The sequence below is a fragment of the Streptomyces fructofermentans genome (assembly GCF_014651055.1).
Taxonomy (GTDB): domain Bacteria; phylum Actinomycetota; class Actinomycetes; order Streptomycetales; family Streptomycetaceae; genus Streptomyces; species Streptomyces fructofermentans.
Genome location: NZ_BMWD01000006.1, coordinates 253,337 through 267,464 on the forward strand (window position 1 = coordinate 253,337; position 14,128 = coordinate 267,464).

15 protein-coding genes and 2 tRNA genes are annotated in these 14,128 nt (G+C 71.8%); 14 read left to right on the plus strand and 3 right to left on the minus strand.

Translation table 11 applies throughout. The features are described 5' to 3' along the window. Positions 1 to 52: 52 nt before the first annotated feature. The 4 genes from IE265_RS11330 (at position 53) to IE265_RS11345 (ending at position 3,905) form a co-directional block, all read left to right on the plus strand. Complete coding sequence (locus tag IE265_RS11330) at positions 53 to 511, plus strand: DUF8830 family protein (RefSeq protein WP_190035426.1); 459 nt, start codon at positions 53 to 55, stop codon at positions 509 to 511. A gap of 82 nt (positions 512 to 593) precedes the next feature. Further along, complete coding sequence (locus IE265_RS11335; RefSeq protein ID WP_190035327.1) at positions 594 to 1,880, plus strand: glutamate-5-semialdehyde dehydrogenase; 1,287 nt, start codon at positions 594 to 596, stop codon at positions 1,878 to 1,880. Between the two features lie 110 nt (positions 1,881 to 1,990). Further along, on the plus strand, positions 1,991 to 2,590 hold the full coding sequence (locus IE265_RS11340; protein ID WP_444545244.1) for an SCO2584 family spore wall biosynthesis protein: 600 nt from the start codon (positions 1,991 to 1,993) through the stop codon (positions 2,588 to 2,590). A 247-nt stretch (positions 2,591 to 2,837) separates the two neighbouring features. Further along, positions 2,838 to 3,905 (plus strand): SCO2583 family membrane protein, encoded by a 1,068-nt coding sequence (locus IE265_RS11345; RefSeq protein ID WP_190035329.1) that lies wholly within the window; start codon positions 2,838 to 2,840, stop codon positions 3,903 to 3,905. Between the two features lie 4 nt (positions 3,906 to 3,909). On the opposite strand, the gene IE265_RS11350 is transcribed toward IE265_RS11345, so the two are convergent. Then, complete coding sequence (locus tag IE265_RS11350; RefSeq protein WP_229916129.1) at positions 3,910 to 5,004, minus strand: M48 family metallopeptidase; 1,095 nt, start codon at positions 5,002 to 5,004, stop codon at positions 3,910 to 3,912. A 102-nt stretch (positions 5,005 to 5,106) separates the two neighbouring features. Between IE265_RS11350 and IE265_RS11355 the strand changes: the two genes are divergently transcribed. The 10 genes from IE265_RS11355 to IE265_RS11400 all read left to right on the plus strand — a co-directional run bounded on the left by IE265_RS11355 (position 5,107) and on the right by IE265_RS11400 (position 10,930). After that, entirely contained in the window at positions 5,107 to 5,262 is a 156-nt protein-coding gene (locus IE265_RS11355) for a hypothetical protein (protein WP_190035331.1), read from the plus strand. Between the two features lie 110 nt (positions 5,263 to 5,372). Continuing rightward, entirely contained in the window at positions 5,373 to 5,537 is a 165-nt protein-coding gene (locus tag IE265_RS11360) for a hypothetical protein (RefSeq protein WP_190035332.1), read from the plus strand. Between the two features lie 47 nt (positions 5,538 to 5,584). Continuing rightward, positions 5,585 to 6,259 (plus strand): nicotinate-nucleotide adenylyltransferase, encoded by a 675-nt coding sequence (gene nadD / locus IE265_RS11365; RefSeq protein WP_190035333.1) that lies wholly within the window; start codon positions 5,585 to 5,587, stop codon positions 6,257 to 6,259. A 16-nt stretch (positions 6,260 to 6,275) separates the two neighbouring features. Then, the gene (locus tag IE265_RS11370; RefSeq protein WP_190035334.1) at positions 6,276 to 8,129 is read left to right on the plus strand and encodes an LCP family protein; all 1,854 of its coding nucleotides are present in this window, start codon (positions 6,276 to 6,278) and stop codon (positions 8,127 to 8,129) included. A gap of 158 nt (positions 8,130 to 8,287) precedes the next feature. Next, positions 8,288 to 8,734, plus strand: a complete 447-nt coding sequence (gene rsfS / locus IE265_RS11375) for a ribosome silencing factor (protein ID WP_190035335.1) — start codon at positions 8,288 to 8,290, stop codon at positions 8,732 to 8,734. After that, positions 8,731 to 9,393, plus strand: coding sequence for a histidine phosphatase family protein (locus tag IE265_RS11380; protein ID WP_190035336.1), 663 nt, complete (start codon positions 8,731 to 8,733; stop codon positions 9,391 to 9,393). The genes rsfS and IE265_RS11380 overlap by 4 nt, the downstream gene beginning before the upstream one ends. A 124-nt stretch (positions 9,394 to 9,517) precedes the next feature. Beyond that, positions 9,518 to 9,590: transfer RNA gene (locus IE265_RS11385), tRNA-Ala, on the plus strand. A 407-nt stretch (positions 9,591 to 9,997) separates the two neighbouring features. Further along, positions 9,998 to 10,171: a hypothetical protein gene (locus IE265_RS11390; RefSeq protein ID WP_190035337.1), complete on the plus strand. Its 174-nt coding sequence runs from the start codon at positions 9,998 to 10,000 to the stop codon at positions 10,169 to 10,171. Between the two features lie 3 nt (positions 10,172 to 10,174). After that, positions 10,175 to 10,408 (plus strand): hypothetical protein, encoded by a 234-nt coding sequence (locus tag IE265_RS11395; RefSeq protein ID WP_054231942.1) that lies wholly within the window; start codon positions 10,175 to 10,177, stop codon positions 10,406 to 10,408. 449 nt (positions 10,409 to 10,857) lie between these two features. Continuing rightward, positions 10,858 to 10,930: transfer RNA gene (locus IE265_RS11400), tRNA-Ala, on the plus strand. Positions 10,931 to 11,044: 114 nt separating this feature from the next. Here the strand turns inward: IE265_RS11400 and IE265_RS11405 are convergent. Both IE265_RS11405 and IE265_RS11410 read right to left on the minus strand, forming a co-directional pair. Then, a complete protein-coding gene (locus tag IE265_RS11405; RefSeq protein ID WP_190035338.1) occupies positions 11,045 to 12,661 on the minus strand; it encodes an NADH-quinone oxidoreductase subunit NuoF family protein in 1,617 nt (538 codons plus the stop codon). After that, positions 12,661 to 13,935 (minus strand): ferric reductase-like transmembrane domain-containing protein, encoded by a 1,275-nt coding sequence (locus IE265_RS11410; protein ID WP_190035339.1) that lies wholly within the window; start codon positions 13,933 to 13,935, stop codon positions 12,661 to 12,663. The genes IE265_RS11405 and IE265_RS11410 overlap by 1 nt, the downstream gene beginning before the upstream one ends. Positions 13,936 to 14,128 lie beyond the last annotated feature (193 nt).

The window sequence follows — 14,128 nt, forward strand, 5'->3', positions numbered from 1 at the left end:
GACCCCCCGAGTCCGAGCGGACCCATGCGTGAAGGAGGCCGTCGTGAGACGAGTGCGCCCTGGGGCGGCGATGGCCCGTGAGGCCGGCGCGGCCCGGGCGGTCGGCGAGGAGCGGGCCCTCACGAGCGTCGCGGCCGGCGACGCCTTCGACGCCGGGGACCCGAGGGACCTGCCGCGGCTGTGGCACGTCACGCTCAGCGTCTCGGGCGAGGAGGCCCCGCTCAAGGAGGTCAGGCGAGGGCTCGAGCAGCTGGCCCACGACCATCCCTTTCTGCTGACCAGCAGGTACGCCAACGACCACGCGGAGATCCGCTACTGGGAAGAGGCCCGGGACCTGCACGACGCCGCCGCGGTCGCCCTGCGCCTGTGGGGGGAGCACCGGCAGACCGCGAAGCTGCCGCCCTGGGAGATCGTCGGCCTGGAGGTCATCGACCGGGAGACCTACCACCAGCGCATCGCCGAGGGGTTCGGCCCCCAGCCCGCCACCCCGGTCGGCGTGCACCCTTTCTAGCCTTCCAGGGCCGGTCCAGGACCTGTCTCGCGGTGTGGGACAACGGCTGAGCGCCTCTGGCGGGCGCACTACCCTGCGGGTTATGACCACGCTCTCGCCGTACGACTCGATGTCCCCGGTCGCGCAGGCCGCCTACCGCGCCAAGGGCGCTGCCGCCGACCTCGCCCCGCTGCCGCGCGCCGACAAGGACGACGCGCTGCTCGCGATCGCGGACGCGCTGGAGGTCCGTACGAGCGAGATCGTCGAGGCCAACGCAAAGGACGTCGAGCGTGCCCGCGAGGCCGGTACCGGCGAGTCCGTGATCGACCGGCTGACCCTGACGCCCGAGCGCGTCCGCGCCATCGCGTCCGACGTGCGCGACGTGGTGGCCCTGCCCGACCCCGTCGGTGAGGTCGTCCGCGGCTCGACCCTGCCCAACGGCATCGACCTGCGGCAGGTCCGTGTGCCGCTCGGGGTCGTCGGCATCATCTACGAGGCCCGCCCCAACGTGACCGTCGACGCGGCCGCCCTGTGCCTGAAGTCCGGGAACGCGGTCCTGCTGCGCGGCTCGTCCTCGGCGTACGAGTCCAACGCGGCCCTCGTCCGCGTGCTGCGCGACGCCGTCGGCGGATCGGGGCTGCCCGCCGACGCGGTGCAGCTCGTCCCCGGCGACAGCCGCGAGTCCGTACGGGAGCTGATGCGCGCCCGAGGGCTGGTCGACGTGCTCATCCCGCGCGGTGGCGCCTCCCTGATCCGCACGGTCGTCCAGGAGTCCACCGTCCCGGTCATCGAGACCGGCACCGGGAACTGCCACGTCTACGTGGACGCGCACGCCGACCTCGACATGGCCGTCGACATCCTGATCAACTCCAAGGCGCAGCGGCCCAGCGTCTGCAACGCCGCCGAGACGCTCCTCGTGCACCAGGACATCGCCCCCGAGTTCCTGCCGCGCGCCCTCGACGCCCTCGCGGACGCCGGTGTCACCGTGCACGCCGACGAGCGGGTCCTCGCCCACGCCAAGGACTCCAGGGCCACGGTGGTCGAGGCCACGACGGAGGACTGGGACACCGAGTACCTGTCGTACGACATCGCCGCCGCGGTCGTCGACTCGCTCGACAAGGCGGTGGCGCACATCCGGCTGTGGAGCTCGGGCCACACGGAGGCGATCGTCACCACCTCGCAGCAGGCGGCCCGCCGCTTCACCCAGCTGGTCGACTCCACGACGGTCGCCGTGAACGCGTCCACCCGCTTCACGGACGGCGGCCAGTTCGGCTTCGGCGCCGAGATCGGGATCTCCACGCAGAAGCTGCACGCGCGGGGCCCGATGGGGCTGCCGGAGCTGACGAGCACCAAGTACATCGTCACGGGCGACGGCCACATCCGGCGCTGAGCGGGGCCTTCGGCGCCGGGGGCGGGGCGGCGCGCGGACAGCCGTCTCGCCAGGCGGATGAATTTCCGTACGGTCTGCCCAAATTGACCACCCAGGTCTACTCTGGATCCGTGCCGGAGGACGTGGGGGGCACGCCGTTCCCTGACGGCTGGGAGCCCGACGACGACCGCGACCGCGGGGGTGCGGACGAAGAGTTCGCCTCCGTGGTCTTCGACGAGGCCTTCGTGCGGGCGGCGACCGTTCACGAGCCGACCGCCGTCGAACGCCTCCTCGCCGCCGCCCAGGCGAGAGCCGAGGCCTCGGAGGCCGAGGCGCGCCGGGCGCACGCCAGGGGCCTGCGCGGGGACGACGAACTCCACGATGACGGTTTCGGCCCCGACGACCGCGGGGGCTTCGGCCGCGACACGGATCCGGACGACCCCGACGAGTTCGACGACCGCGATGTGCTGTACCACGGCCACCGCGGCCCGGGCCTCTACGGGAAGCAGACCCGCTGGCACCGGCCCGTCGCCTGGATGCTCGCCCTCGTGATGGGCATCGGCATGGTCGCGCTCGCCTTCACCGCCGTCTACCGGGGGGCCTCCTCCGGCAGCCGGGAAGAGGTGCCGGCGCCCGCGGCCACGGGCCTCGAACCGGGCGGCGGAGTGGGGCCCTCGGCCTCGGCCGACTACTCCCAGCCGCCCGTGTCGGCGGTGCCGCGCATCCCCTGAGCGGGGGTCCCGCGCGCGGCCCCGCGGCCGTGCCGCGTCCCGAGGGGGAGGGCGGTGTCCCGCGGAAGCGCGTGGCGGGACGGGGGCGGACACGGGGGAGCGCACACGGGCCCGCGGAGGTTTGGAACCGTGCTCGCGAGCTCCGCTCGACCGTGCCGGAGCCCGGGGACGAGTCCGGTGAGAACCTGTCAGAACTTGTGGTGCGACGGGGCGTTTACCCGAGGTCCGGGAGACCTACTCTGAATGTATGGGCGGACCAGGAGACCCACCTGAAGGGGCGCCCGAGGGCGCTCCGGGCGGTGGCGAGGAGGAGTACCGATCCGTCGTCTTCGACGAATCGTTCGTCCGCGCTGCCCGCCTCCAGGAGTTCTCCGCCCAGGAACGGGTCGGCGACCACGCGCCGGCCGTCCGCCGCCGGCAGCCCGTGCGACGCGGCCTCTCCCGGCAGGCGCTCGTCCTCGTCGTCCTGATCGCCGTCGCCTTCGGCACCGCGATCTACATGGGCGTACGCCATCCGTACCAGACGCCCGCCGTGAAGCCGCCCGAGCCGCTGCGGATGACCGTGATCCCGCTGGCGCCGCAGTCCGCCGTGCCCGGCTCCGCCGACGTGGAGGCGCTGTTCGCGCACAGCCCGGCCGACCAGTTCCGCATCGGCGCCGAGGGCATCACCCTGCCAGCCTCCCGGCGCACCGCGCACTTCTCCGACAGCCAGGTCGTCACCGCCCTGACCACCGCGAAGGACTACCTCGTCGAGTCGGCGCTCGACCCGGACGTACTGACCGGCGGCGCCACCCGGCCCGTACGGATCCTGCTCGACCCGCAGCAGCTCGACCAGTTCGACCAGAGCTTCGAGCACCCGGTCGCGGACGGACGGCACGCCCCCACCGGCTGGCTGGTCCGCTTCGATCCGAACCGCGCCGAACTCGCCGACCCCAGGATCAGGGTGCAGGGCACCCTGGCCGCCGCCGAGACCGACTCGGACACCCTGGAGGTCAGCGCCGACCACACCTTCGTCTACGCGCTGCGGCCGACGGGCGCGGACGAGGAGGCCGAGGCCTCCCTGTTCACCGTGCGGCGCGAGCTGCACTTCCGCTTCGACCGGGACGACCTGCGCATGCGCCAGGTCGAGCTGGTCGTGTCGTACGTCCAGGCCGGGCCGCTGGCCTGCGCCGAGGACGCCACGAACCATCTGCGCCCGCTGCTCGCCGGGGAGACGGCCAAGGCGGGCGGCCCGGCCGGCACCGACCCGTACGCGACGGGCAGCGCCACGTCGCTGTGCGGGTCGCTGGCGGCCAGCGCCCAGCCCAAACTCTGATCCGTCAGGCACCCGAGCCAGGGCCGCCGTCGCCCGGACGGTCGGCGGGCGGCCCGTCCTGCGGCGAGCCTCCGTTGGCGAAGCCGCCGAAGCCCCGCCGCACCCGGCCGCCGAGGTCCCCCGCGCCGCCCGCGATGTCGCTGACCAGCTTCATCAGCGGGTCCTTCGAGTTCTTGACGTCCGAGGCGTAGCTCGCGGCCGACTGCCGGAAGGAGTCGGTCACCGAGGTGTCCCTGTCCTCGTCCCTGCGCGGGTAGTGGCCGTCCATGATCCGCTGGTGGTCGCGGGACTCGGCCCACTTCTTCAGCTCGGCCGCCCGGACCGTGGTGAAGGGGTGGGAGCGGGGCATCACGTTGAGGATCTTGAGGACGGAGTCGCGCAGGTCGCCGCCCGCCTCGTACTCCTCGGCCTGCGCGAGGAACGCGTCCACGTTCATCTCGTGCAGGTGGTTGCCGCCCGCGATCTTCATCAGGCCGCGCATCGACGCCTGGAGGTCCTGGCCGACCAGGAGCCCGGCCCGGTCCGCGGACAGCTCGGACTTGCGGAACCACTCGCGCAGCGCCGTCACGATCGCCATGATCGCGATGTTCCCCAGCGGGATCCACGCCACCCGCAGGGCCAGACTCGTCAGGAACAGCAATATCGTCCGGTAGACCGAATGGCCGGACAGCGCGTGGCCGACCTCGTGGCCGACGACCGCCCGCATCTCCTCCTCGTCGAGCAGCTCCACGAGGCCCGTGGTGACGACGATGATCGGCTCGTCCAGGCCGATGCACATCGCGTTCGGCTGCGGGTCCTGGTTGACGTACATCGGCGGGACCTTCTCCAGGTCCAGGATGTAGCAGGCGTCTCGCAGCATGTCGTTCAGGTGAGCGAACTGGGCGTCCGAGACCCGCACCGAGTCCGACAGGAACAGCAGTCGGAGGCTGCGCTCGGGGAGCAGTCCGCTCAGGGCCTTGAAGACGGTGTCGAATCCGCTGAGCTTGCGCAGGGCCACCAGGGCCGAGCGGTCCGCCGGGTGCTCGTACGCCCGCGAGGAGATCCCCTCGAAGCGCCGGCGCTGCCTGCTGGGTACGTGTTCGTGGCTGTCTTCTGGCATGTGGTCCCCCATGCGTTTGGTTGCCTTTCCGTGCCCCCAAGGCGGAGCCCAGCCTAGGCGGAGATACCGTGGACGGGCAGTACAGCGAAGGAGTAGTACGTCATGGAGCATCTCCCCGGACCCTGGCTCACCGAGGCCGCGAGCGCCGCCCAGCAGCAGGGGGCGGGCAATCTCCTCCGTGTCGTGCTGATCGTGATGGTCGTCGGCTGCGTACTGGTCGGCTGGTTCCTGCTGCGCGGCTACAAGCGGGACGACTGAGACCCCACCGAAGGTTCCCAACGGCGGAGTCGGAGTGATGCGGGAGAAGCCCCCCGCATACGATGTGCGGAAGTCTTTATCCCGCCCACACCGGATAGGTCCTGCCGAAGATGAGCTTCCACAGCGCCGCAGCCCAGTTGGTCACTCTCGCCGCCGAGGGCGAGGAGCACGGTGGCAACCACGAGAGCCTCAACCCGCTCCTGACCGGCGGTGCCGCCTTCGTCATCCTCATGCTGCTGCTGTGGATCACGACCCGCTTCAACCGCGACCGCTGAAGCCCGCGCGACAAGGCCCGCCGTCCGGGCCGGTAGGGTCTGCACGCATGGGAGAGCAGGACATGCCTACCGGTCCGGCGGGCGGCGCACGCCGTGACGCACGGCGCGGCCCGGGAAACGGCCCGTCGAACCCGGGCAAGCGCCGCCTCGGCGTCATGGGCGGAACGTTTGACCCGATCCACCACGGACACCTCGTGGCGGCCAGCGAGGTCGCCGCGCAGTTCCACCTCGACGAGGTGGTGTTCGTGCCGACCGGCCAGCCGTGGCAGAAGAGCGAGCGCGCGGTCTCCCCGGCCGAGGACCGCTATCTGATGACGGTCATCGCGACCGCCGAGAACCCGCAGTTCTCCGTGAGCCGCATCGACATCGACCGCGGCGGCGCGACCTACACCACGGACACACTGCGCGATCTGCGGGCCCTCAACCCGGACACGGACCTCTTCTTCATCACCGGCGCCGACGCGCTCGGCCAGATCCTCACCTGGCGCGCCGCCGAGGAACTGTTCTCCCTCGCGCACTTCATCGGGGTCACCCGGCCCGGCCACGTCCTGGCCGACCCCGGCCTGCCGGAGGGCGGTGTCTCGCTCGTCGAGGTGCCCGCGCTCGCCATCTCGTCCACCGACTGCCGGTCCAGGGTCGCCAAGGGCGACCCGGTCTGGTACCTGGTGCCGGACGGCGTGGTGCGCTACATCGACAAGCGTGAGCTGTACCGCGGCGAGTGAGCCGAGAGGGGCACCGGTGAACGACCGATACGACGCTGGGTACGGGGGCGACCAGTACGAACTCGTCGGCTACGACGAGTTCGGGCAGCCCGTGTACCGGCAGGCGCCGCAGCCCGGGCAGCCTCCGCAGGGCCCCGGGCAGGTTCCGCGGCAGCAGGAGTACGGCTCGTACGACCCCTACGCGGGGCAGACGTACGCGGCCGACCAGGGCTACGCCCAGGGCCAGGCGTACGGGAACGACGAGGGCTACGGCCAGGGGCCGACGCAGGTCCAGGGCGGCCAGGGGCAGGGCTACGGGTACGACCCGTACGCGACGGACCAGGGGCAGTCCGCGACCTCCGTGGGGTCGTACGACACGGGCACGCAGCAGCCCGTGCCCTCGTACGACACGGGCCGTCAGCAGCCCGTGGCGCCCTACGACACCGGCCGTCAGCAGCCCGTGGCGCCCTACGACACCGGATCGCAGCAGCCCGTGGCGTCCCATGACACCGGACGGCAGCAGTCCCGGGCCGCGGAGCGCACCGCCCGCATCCCCCAGCAGGCGGGGCCCGCGGAGCGGCAGGACGACGACCGGGAGCCCGAACGCGACTACGGCACCGGGCAGTTCGCGTTCGTCGAGGAGGAGCAGGAGAGCTCCGAGGACGTCATCGACTGGCTGAAGTTCACCGAGAACCGCACCGAGCGACGCGAGGAGGCCAAACGCAGGGCCCGCGGCCGCGTGGTGGCCCTCGTCGTGGTGCTGGCGCTGGTCGTGGCCGGCGGCGTCGGCTACCTCTGGTACGCCGGGAAGCTGCCCGGCGCCCCGGCCGACAAGAAGTCCGGCACGACCACCGCCGGCGGCGCCCAGAAGCGCGACGTGATCGTCGTCCACCTCCACAACACCAAGGGCGGCGGCACCTCGACCGCGCTGCTCGTCGACAACACCACCACCGGGCAGGGCACCACCGTCCTGCTGCCCAACGCCCTCGCGCTGACCGGTGAGGACGGCACGACCACGACGCTCGCCAAGTCGGTCGACGACGACGGTTCCTCCGGCACCCGCGACGAACTGGACACCGTCCTCGGAACGGACATCGAGGGCACCTGGCGCCTCGACACCCCGTACCTCAACAACCTCGTCGAGCTCGTCGGCAACATCGACATCGACACCGACGTGAACGTGCCGGACCCGGACGCCAAGAAGAAGGGCGAGGCGCCGCTGGTCCGCAAGGGCGAGGACCGGACCCTCAGCGGCCGTGCCGCCGTGGCCTACGCCACCTACCGCGCCCCCGGCGAGGCCCAGAACGCGCAGCTGCAACGGTTCGGGCAGGTCGTGCAGGGAGTGCTGCGCAAGCTGTCGTCCGACGAGCAGGCCGCGACGACCACCGTGCAGACCCTCGCGCAGATCCTCGACCCCTCACTGAGCGACAAGGACCTCGGCGCGTTCCTGGCCAAGCTGGCCGACCGGGCGAAGGGCGGCGACTTCAAGACCGCCCTGCTGCCGGTGCAGACGGACGGCAGGCTCAGCGCGCAGGCCGCCGACAGCGTGGTCGAGGACGTGCTCGGCGGCACCGCGAAGAGCCCCGAGAAGGGCGCGTCCGTCCAGGTCGGCGTCCGCGACGCGACGGGCGACGAGGACGCCACCGAGCAGGCCAGGGTCGTGCTGCTCAACGGCGGCTACACCTTCGTCGACGGCGGCCGGGAGGCCGTCGCGCAGACCGTGTCCCGGATCACGTACAGCGACGCGAAACGCAAGGAGGACGCGGTCGAGGTCGCCAAGACCCTGGGGCTGCCGACCACTGCCGTGAAGAAGGGCAGGACCACCTCGAACGCGGACGTGTCGGTCGTACTGGGCCAGGACTACGAGGTGGGCAAGGCCGCCGCCGGGTGAGGCGACACGGCGCCGGGGGCTCGTACGCCTCCGGCGCCGCGGTCCGCCCGGCACGGCCCGGGAGCGCGGTCCGTACGACGCGTGGGGCGCCGTCGGCGGTCCGTGAGACCCTTGGGGTATCCCCTCGGGGACTCTGACCGCCTACGGAAAGCCTTGTAGTGACCGCGACCGACCGCTCCCTCGAACTCATCACCACCGCCGCGCAGGCGGCCGCAGACAAGCTCGCGCACGACATCATCGCGTACGACGTCAGCGACGTGCTGTCCATCACGGACGCCTTCCTGCTGGCCTCCGCGCCCAACGACCGCCAGGTCAAGTCGATCGTCGACGAGATCGAGGAGCGGCTCAGCAAGGAACTCGGCGCCAAGCCGGTCCGCCGCGAGGGCGACCGCGACGCCCGCTGGATCCTGCTCGACTACGTGGACATCGTGGTGCACGTCCAGCACAGCGAGGAGCGCGTCTTCTACGCGCTGGAGCGCCTGTGGAAGGACTGCCCCGAGCTGGACCTGCCCGCCGACGCCAAGGCCACGCGCGGCAGGGCCGCCGAGCACGCCGAGCTCAAGGACGCGGAGGACACCGCCGAGCTGCGCGGAGAACTGCGATGAGCGCCGGGGCCGGCCGCAAGGCCGGTCGCGGGCGCCGCGTCATCCTGTGGCGTCACGGCCAGACCTCGTGGAACGTGGAACGGCGCTTCCAGGGCAGCACGGACGTCGAGCTCACCGAGACCGGCGTGGGCCAGGCCCGCCGCGCCGCCCGGCTGCTCGCGTCCCTGCAGCCGGACGCGATCGTCGCCTCGGACCTCAGCCGGGCGGCGAACACCGCCGCCGAGCTGGCCGCCCTCACCGGTCTCGACGTCACCCACGACGAGGATCTGCGCGAGACCTACGCGGGTGTCTGGCAGGGCCTGACGCACGAGGAGATCATCGCCCGGCACGGCGACGAGTACGCCGCGTGGAAGCGCGGCGAGCCCGTGCGCCGGGGCGGCGGCGAGCTGGAGAGCGAGGTCGCCGACCGTGCTGCGCCCGTGGTCCTGCGGCACGCCGAGAAGCTGCCCGACGACGGAACGCTCGTCGTCGTGAGCCACGGCGGCACCATCCGCACCACGATCGGCCGGCTCCTCGGGCTGGAGTCCCAGCACTGGGAGAGCCTCGGCGGCCTGTCCAACTGCTGCTGGTCCGTCCTGGGCGAGGGGGCCCGCGGTTGGCGGCTGCTGGAGCACAACGCGGGCACGCTGCCCGAGCCGGTGCTCGGCGACGACGACTAGGTGCTCCACGGGGTGCGGGGCCGGTCCGTCCTGTTCGTGGCGGGCCCCGGGACCGGATTTCACTTTCTGGCTGGTCGCAGGCTAAAGTTCTTCTTGTTCGGCCCCAAGGCCGGAAACACCGCAAGGGGCTATAGCTCAGTTGGTAGAGCGCCTGCATGGCATGCAGGAGGTCAGGAGTTCAATTCTCCTTAGCTCCACAGTTCGAAGGATCCCGTCCCGTCAGGGGCGGGATCCTTTGTCGTACCCGCGTGCCGACGAGCCGGTGTGCCGACGGTCCGGGAACCGGACTGCGGAGGCCTCGAAGGCCCTGCGGCAGCGGCGGTTCCCGACCTCGGGCGGGGGCCGCGCCGCCGGACGGGCGGACGTCCGGCCCGTCGTGGCGAGGCGTTCGGCACACTCTTCTTGGAGTGCTCTTGAGTCACTTGGGGCTCCGGCGGCGTATACCTCCTCAAGGACGCCTCCCGTCTGCGTGTTCGCGCCGGCCCCGGCCGCATTGACGGGGGCCGTGTCCGGACTGGTACGAAGGCGTCGCTGACCGTATTGCTCCGGCCGTGGCAGAATCAAACGGCCGGAAGGGGGCGCGGCCCGACGGGAGGGAGTGGCGATGCCTGCGAGCATCCTCGGGGAGGTCGACGACCTTCCCGGAACCGAGGTGATACGCGACCGGATCACCCGCCTCGACTGCCCTTCCTGCGGTTCGGCCCATGTCGCCCAGCTTCTCGGCGACAACGGCGGAATTTCCTACGTGTGCACGGCCTGCGGCCACAGCTGGAGCTGATCGATGGGTGCGCACAGGCGAAAATGCGATTGGTGCGGCAGCGGTACGCCGATTGTCCGCGACATGGAACCGGTCAACCACGACTACCAGTACTGGTGCGAGGAATGCGCACGGGCGCTGATCATAAAAGGCGACCCCATCGAGACGTACCGGGAGCTTGAGGGCGAGCCGATCTACGGGCGCCTCCTGGACGAGCACTGCACCCTCAAGCGCTTCTACACCTTCGCCACGGCCTGATCTCCGGGCCGTGGCCCCGCCACCGTCAACTCGGCGCCGTCCCACCGAGGTTCGAGCCCCCGCGGCCGTACGGCGCGGGCGGCCGGCGGCGGGCGGGCGCCGCGTCCCCGGCGAGGAACCGTCCACACGCGCCTCCCGCGCGCTCTCCCGGCCAATGACGGCCCGTGACCCCGTACGGCCCGCGGCAGCCCCTACGAGGGCCCTCCGGGGGCGGACGGCGTGGACGGGCGGCGGAGCGCGGCGGCACCGCCGGTGTCGTCCCGAGGCGCGTAATGGAGGCCGGGGCCCGGTCCGTGCGGATGAGGGGCGAGCCGGGCCCGGGACATCCGATTCGTCCACTTCATCCACTTCGGCCACTTCGTCCGGTGTCCCGGAAACGATTTGGTGGACCGCAGGGAGGACCGGTAATGTTGGCGACGCCGCCGGGGAGACCGGGCGGAACACCGCGAGGGGCTATAGCTCAGTTGGTAGAGCGCCTGCATGGCATGCAGGAGGTCAGGAGTTCAATTCTCCTTAGCTCCACAGCAGATGAAGGCGGGTCGTCCGATAGGACGGCCCGCCTTCTGCGTTGTCCGGGTCGACCGGGTGGGGGCGCGGTGCCGGTCCGGCGGCCCGGTCGCCCGGGCCGCCCGTACGTCAGCGCCCGCTGCCGAGAGCGCGGCGGCCGCGCCCCTCGCGCACGGCGGGGAGGTTCTGCCGCGGAGCCGCTCCTCGCGTGTCCTCCTCCAGGCGCAGGGCGAGCGCCGGGCAGCGGCGCACGGCCCGCAGGGCCTTCGCCTCCGCGTACCGGGGCACCTGGGCCTGCGCGACGGTGGGGAAGCCGTCGGCGCCCAACTCGAAGACCTCGGGAAGGATGTCCGCGCACAGTCCGTGCCCTCGGCACAGCGTCCAGTCCACGAAGATCTTCTGGCGGCTGGGGCCCTGGTCCTGCTCCGCCTGGCCGCCCGGGATGCCGGTGGGAAGCTGGCCGCCCTCGAACAGCGGCAGCACGCCCTCCACGGGCCGTCCGCAGCCGTTGCCGAGGACATGGGCCGCCAGGTCGTCCGTGAACGCCTTGATGGTCGACTCCAGGAACATCGCGGAGCCGTCCGGGTGCGAGCACGCGCCGCGCCGCTTCACGGAGTTGGCGACCTGCTTGAGGGCCTCCAGGGCGGCCGGACCGCCGCCGTTGAGGATGTCCTCCATGCCGCGTGCCGCCGCCGGCAGCCCGAGGTAGCAGGGGCCGCACTGGCCCGCGCTCTCCTCCGCCAGCCACTGCGCCACCCGCAGAGACTCGCCCAGCGGGCAGGTCGACATGCTGATCGGCATGATCGCGCCCGCGCCGAGCGCGCCGCCGACCGCGTCCAGGGAGTTGCGCGAGACGACCGCCTCGTTCACGGTCGCCGCGTCGATCCACTTGCCGTGGTAGCCGCCGGTCAGCACGCCCTGCGGGACCGGCGGGGCGCCGGCCAGCTGGAGGATGTAGCGCAGCGGCACACCGGTGGGGGCCTCGATCACCATGGGGCGGGCGACGGCGCCGGAGACGGTCAGCATGACGGTGCCCGGCTCGTCGTACAGGCCGGTGTTGCCGTACCGCTCGGCCCCGATGCGCGCGCCGATGGCGAGTTGGGCGAACGTCTCCGCGTTCGACAGCAGGGTGGGCGCGCCCCCCACGCCGTTCTGCGAGGCGCTGGTCTTGCGGCCGGGCGGGATCGCCGGACCGCCGTCGATGGAGCGGACCAGCGAGGCCGCCGCGCCGGTGACCATCCGTACGGGATTGCGCTGCACGCGTGCGCGGATGGTCGCCCCGCGCCGGTTGGTCAGGCCGCGCTCGGCGAGCGCGGCCTCCATCGACCGCTGCGTGGACTCACGGGTGACGCCGACGACCAGGGTGCGGGCGCCCAGCGCCTCGGCGACCAGCAGGGCGCCGTCCAGGATGAGGTGCGGGGCACGGTTGATCATCACCGTGTCCTTGCGGCAGGCGGGCTCGTCCTCGCTGCCGTTGACCACTACGACGGGCCGTACGCCGCGCTTGATCGCCGCCTCGGCGACCGACCGCAGCTTCTTGTGGAACGGGAAGCCCGCGCCGCCGCGGCCCTTCAGGGAGATGCGTTCGGAGAGCTGCGCGAGCTGCTCCCCGCCCATCGGCTCGAGCGGCCCGTGCACCTTCAGGTGCATGGGCAGATCGAGTCTCTCGACGAGGTCGAATCCGGAGGTGAGCTGGGGAAGGCCCACCACGCGGACTTCGGGGACGTCGGGAAGGGCCTCGTTCACTAAAAGCCTCCGGAAGGCGCGTTCCAGGGTTCGCCGTTGCTCGGTGCCTCGTAGGAACCGGGCAGCGTTTCAGTGGCGGGACCGCTGTTGTACGTGTCGTTCGGGTTGTACGTACCGAGGGGGTTGTTCGTCTCACCGGTGTCGTACACGTCACTCGCGCCGTACGTGACATTCGTGGAGGTGTCGTACGAGCCGCCGCCGTAGGACGGGTCGTAGGGCTGGTTCCCGGCGGGCCGCGGCGGGGCCTCGTAGAGGGTCGGGGACGGGGCCGGCCAGCGGGGACCCTCGCCGCCGTCGACGCGCGGCATCGCCTCGGTGGCCTGCATGTCCACCGGCTGCATGGCCTGGGTCGGGTCCTGCGGGCGCTGCGGGGAGACGGCCCGGTAGGCGGCGGCGAACCCCGCGGTGTCGGTCAGGGACCCGGTGTCCGTGAACGATCCGGTGTCCGTGAGGGCGGACCGCTGCGGGGAGTCGAACCGGGACGCGGACCGCTGCTGGGGGACCTCGGGCCGGCCGCCGCGGCCGGCCTGCCTCGCGCCGTCCTGGTTGCCGCGCCGGGCGTCGAGGTCGTCGCGGTAGGGCCGGTTGCCGGTCTCCAGCAGGGACAGGACGCGCCGGGAGACCTTGCGCTTGAACGAGGCCGGGGCCGAGCGCAGGCCCAGCGCGCCGATGACGGCGGCCAGGGCGAGGCTGTAGAGGATCACGAAGACGGGCTTCGCCTCGCGCCCCGCGAACAGGCCGTGGATCAGGGCCGAGCACCAGGCCGGGTAGGCCAGCATGTGCACCGCCCGCCAGCGTGCGGCGACCTCCGCGGGGGACGCGAACGCGCTGCGCAGGGCGCCGGTGAGGGCGGTGAAGACCATCAGCAGTCCGGCCAGGGTGCCGAAGCCGATGAGGCCGTTGGAGCCGGTGACGCCGAGGCCGAAGGGGATGACGACCGCGATCACCGACGTGTGGTCGAGTGCGAGCTTGACCGTGACGTGCAGCAGGAGGAAGCCGACGGAGCCGACCGCGGTCGACCGGTGCACGGCCTGGGCGATGAGCCGCTGGCGCGTGTTCAGGAAGACCCGGTCGGTCGCGACGAGTCCCCAGAGCACTGAGCAGGTGAGGGAGACCAGCGACAGGACGCCGGCGCCGAAGTTGAGGAAGTCGCGGAGTCCGTCACCTCCGACCAGGACGATCACGGGTATGAGCAGCAAGGCGGCAGCGGTCACTCCGCCCCGGACCGAACGGCCGGGCGTCGGGAGCGTGCTGTTGTTGCGGCGAGAGTTCATGGGGCAACTCCGAACAGTTCGGGAAAGCGGTCCCGCTGCCGCACTCTAGGTCGACCTCTACCGAGGGGTAGGAGGTTTGAGTTATTGCGTTGTTATCAAAGGGCAGCGAGGGAGTTGTGATGTCCCTTAGCGGCCCTTACGCGAAGTAACCTTTGACTCTTGTTCAGTTCTGGCCGACCCGGCGCGTGCGTGA

Coding starts and splice junctions, on each gene's coding strand:
- IE265_RS11335 (WP_190035327.1), top strand. CDS start 594: ATGACCACGCTCTCGCCGTACGACTCGATGTCCCCGGTCGCGCAGGCC.
- IE265_RS11345 (WP_190035329.1), top strand. CDS start 2,838: ATGGGCGGACCAGGAGACCCACCTGAAGGGGCGCCCGAGGGCGCTCCG.
- IE265_RS11350 (WP_229916129.1), bottom strand. CDS start 5,004: ATGCCAGAAGACAGCCACGAACACGTACCCAGCAGGCAGCGCCGGCGC.
- IE265_RS11355 (WP_190035331.1), top strand. CDS start 5,107: ATGGAGCATCTCCCCGGACCCTGGCTCACCGAGGCCGCGAGCGCCGCC.
- IE265_RS11360 (WP_190035332.1), top strand. CDS start 5,373: ATGAGCTTCCACAGCGCCGCAGCCCAGTTGGTCACTCTCGCCGCCGAG.
- nadD (WP_190035333.1), top strand. CDS start 5,585: ATGGGAGAGCAGGACATGCCTACCGGTCCGGCGGGCGGCGCACGCCGT.
- IE265_RS11380 (WP_190035336.1), top strand. CDS start 8,731: ATGAGCGCCGGGGCCGGCCGCAAGGCCGGTCGCGGGCGCCGCGTCATC.
- IE265_RS11390 (WP_190035337.1), top strand. CDS start 9,998: ATGCCTGCGAGCATCCTCGGGGAGGTCGACGACCTTCCCGGAACCGAG.
- IE265_RS11395 (WP_054231942.1), top strand. CDS start 10,175: ATGGGTGCGCACAGGCGAAAATGCGATTGGTGCGGCAGCGGTACGCCG.
- IE265_RS11410 (WP_190035339.1), bottom strand. CDS start 13,935: ATGAACTCTCGCCGCAACAACAGCACGCTCCCGACGCCCGGCCGTTCG.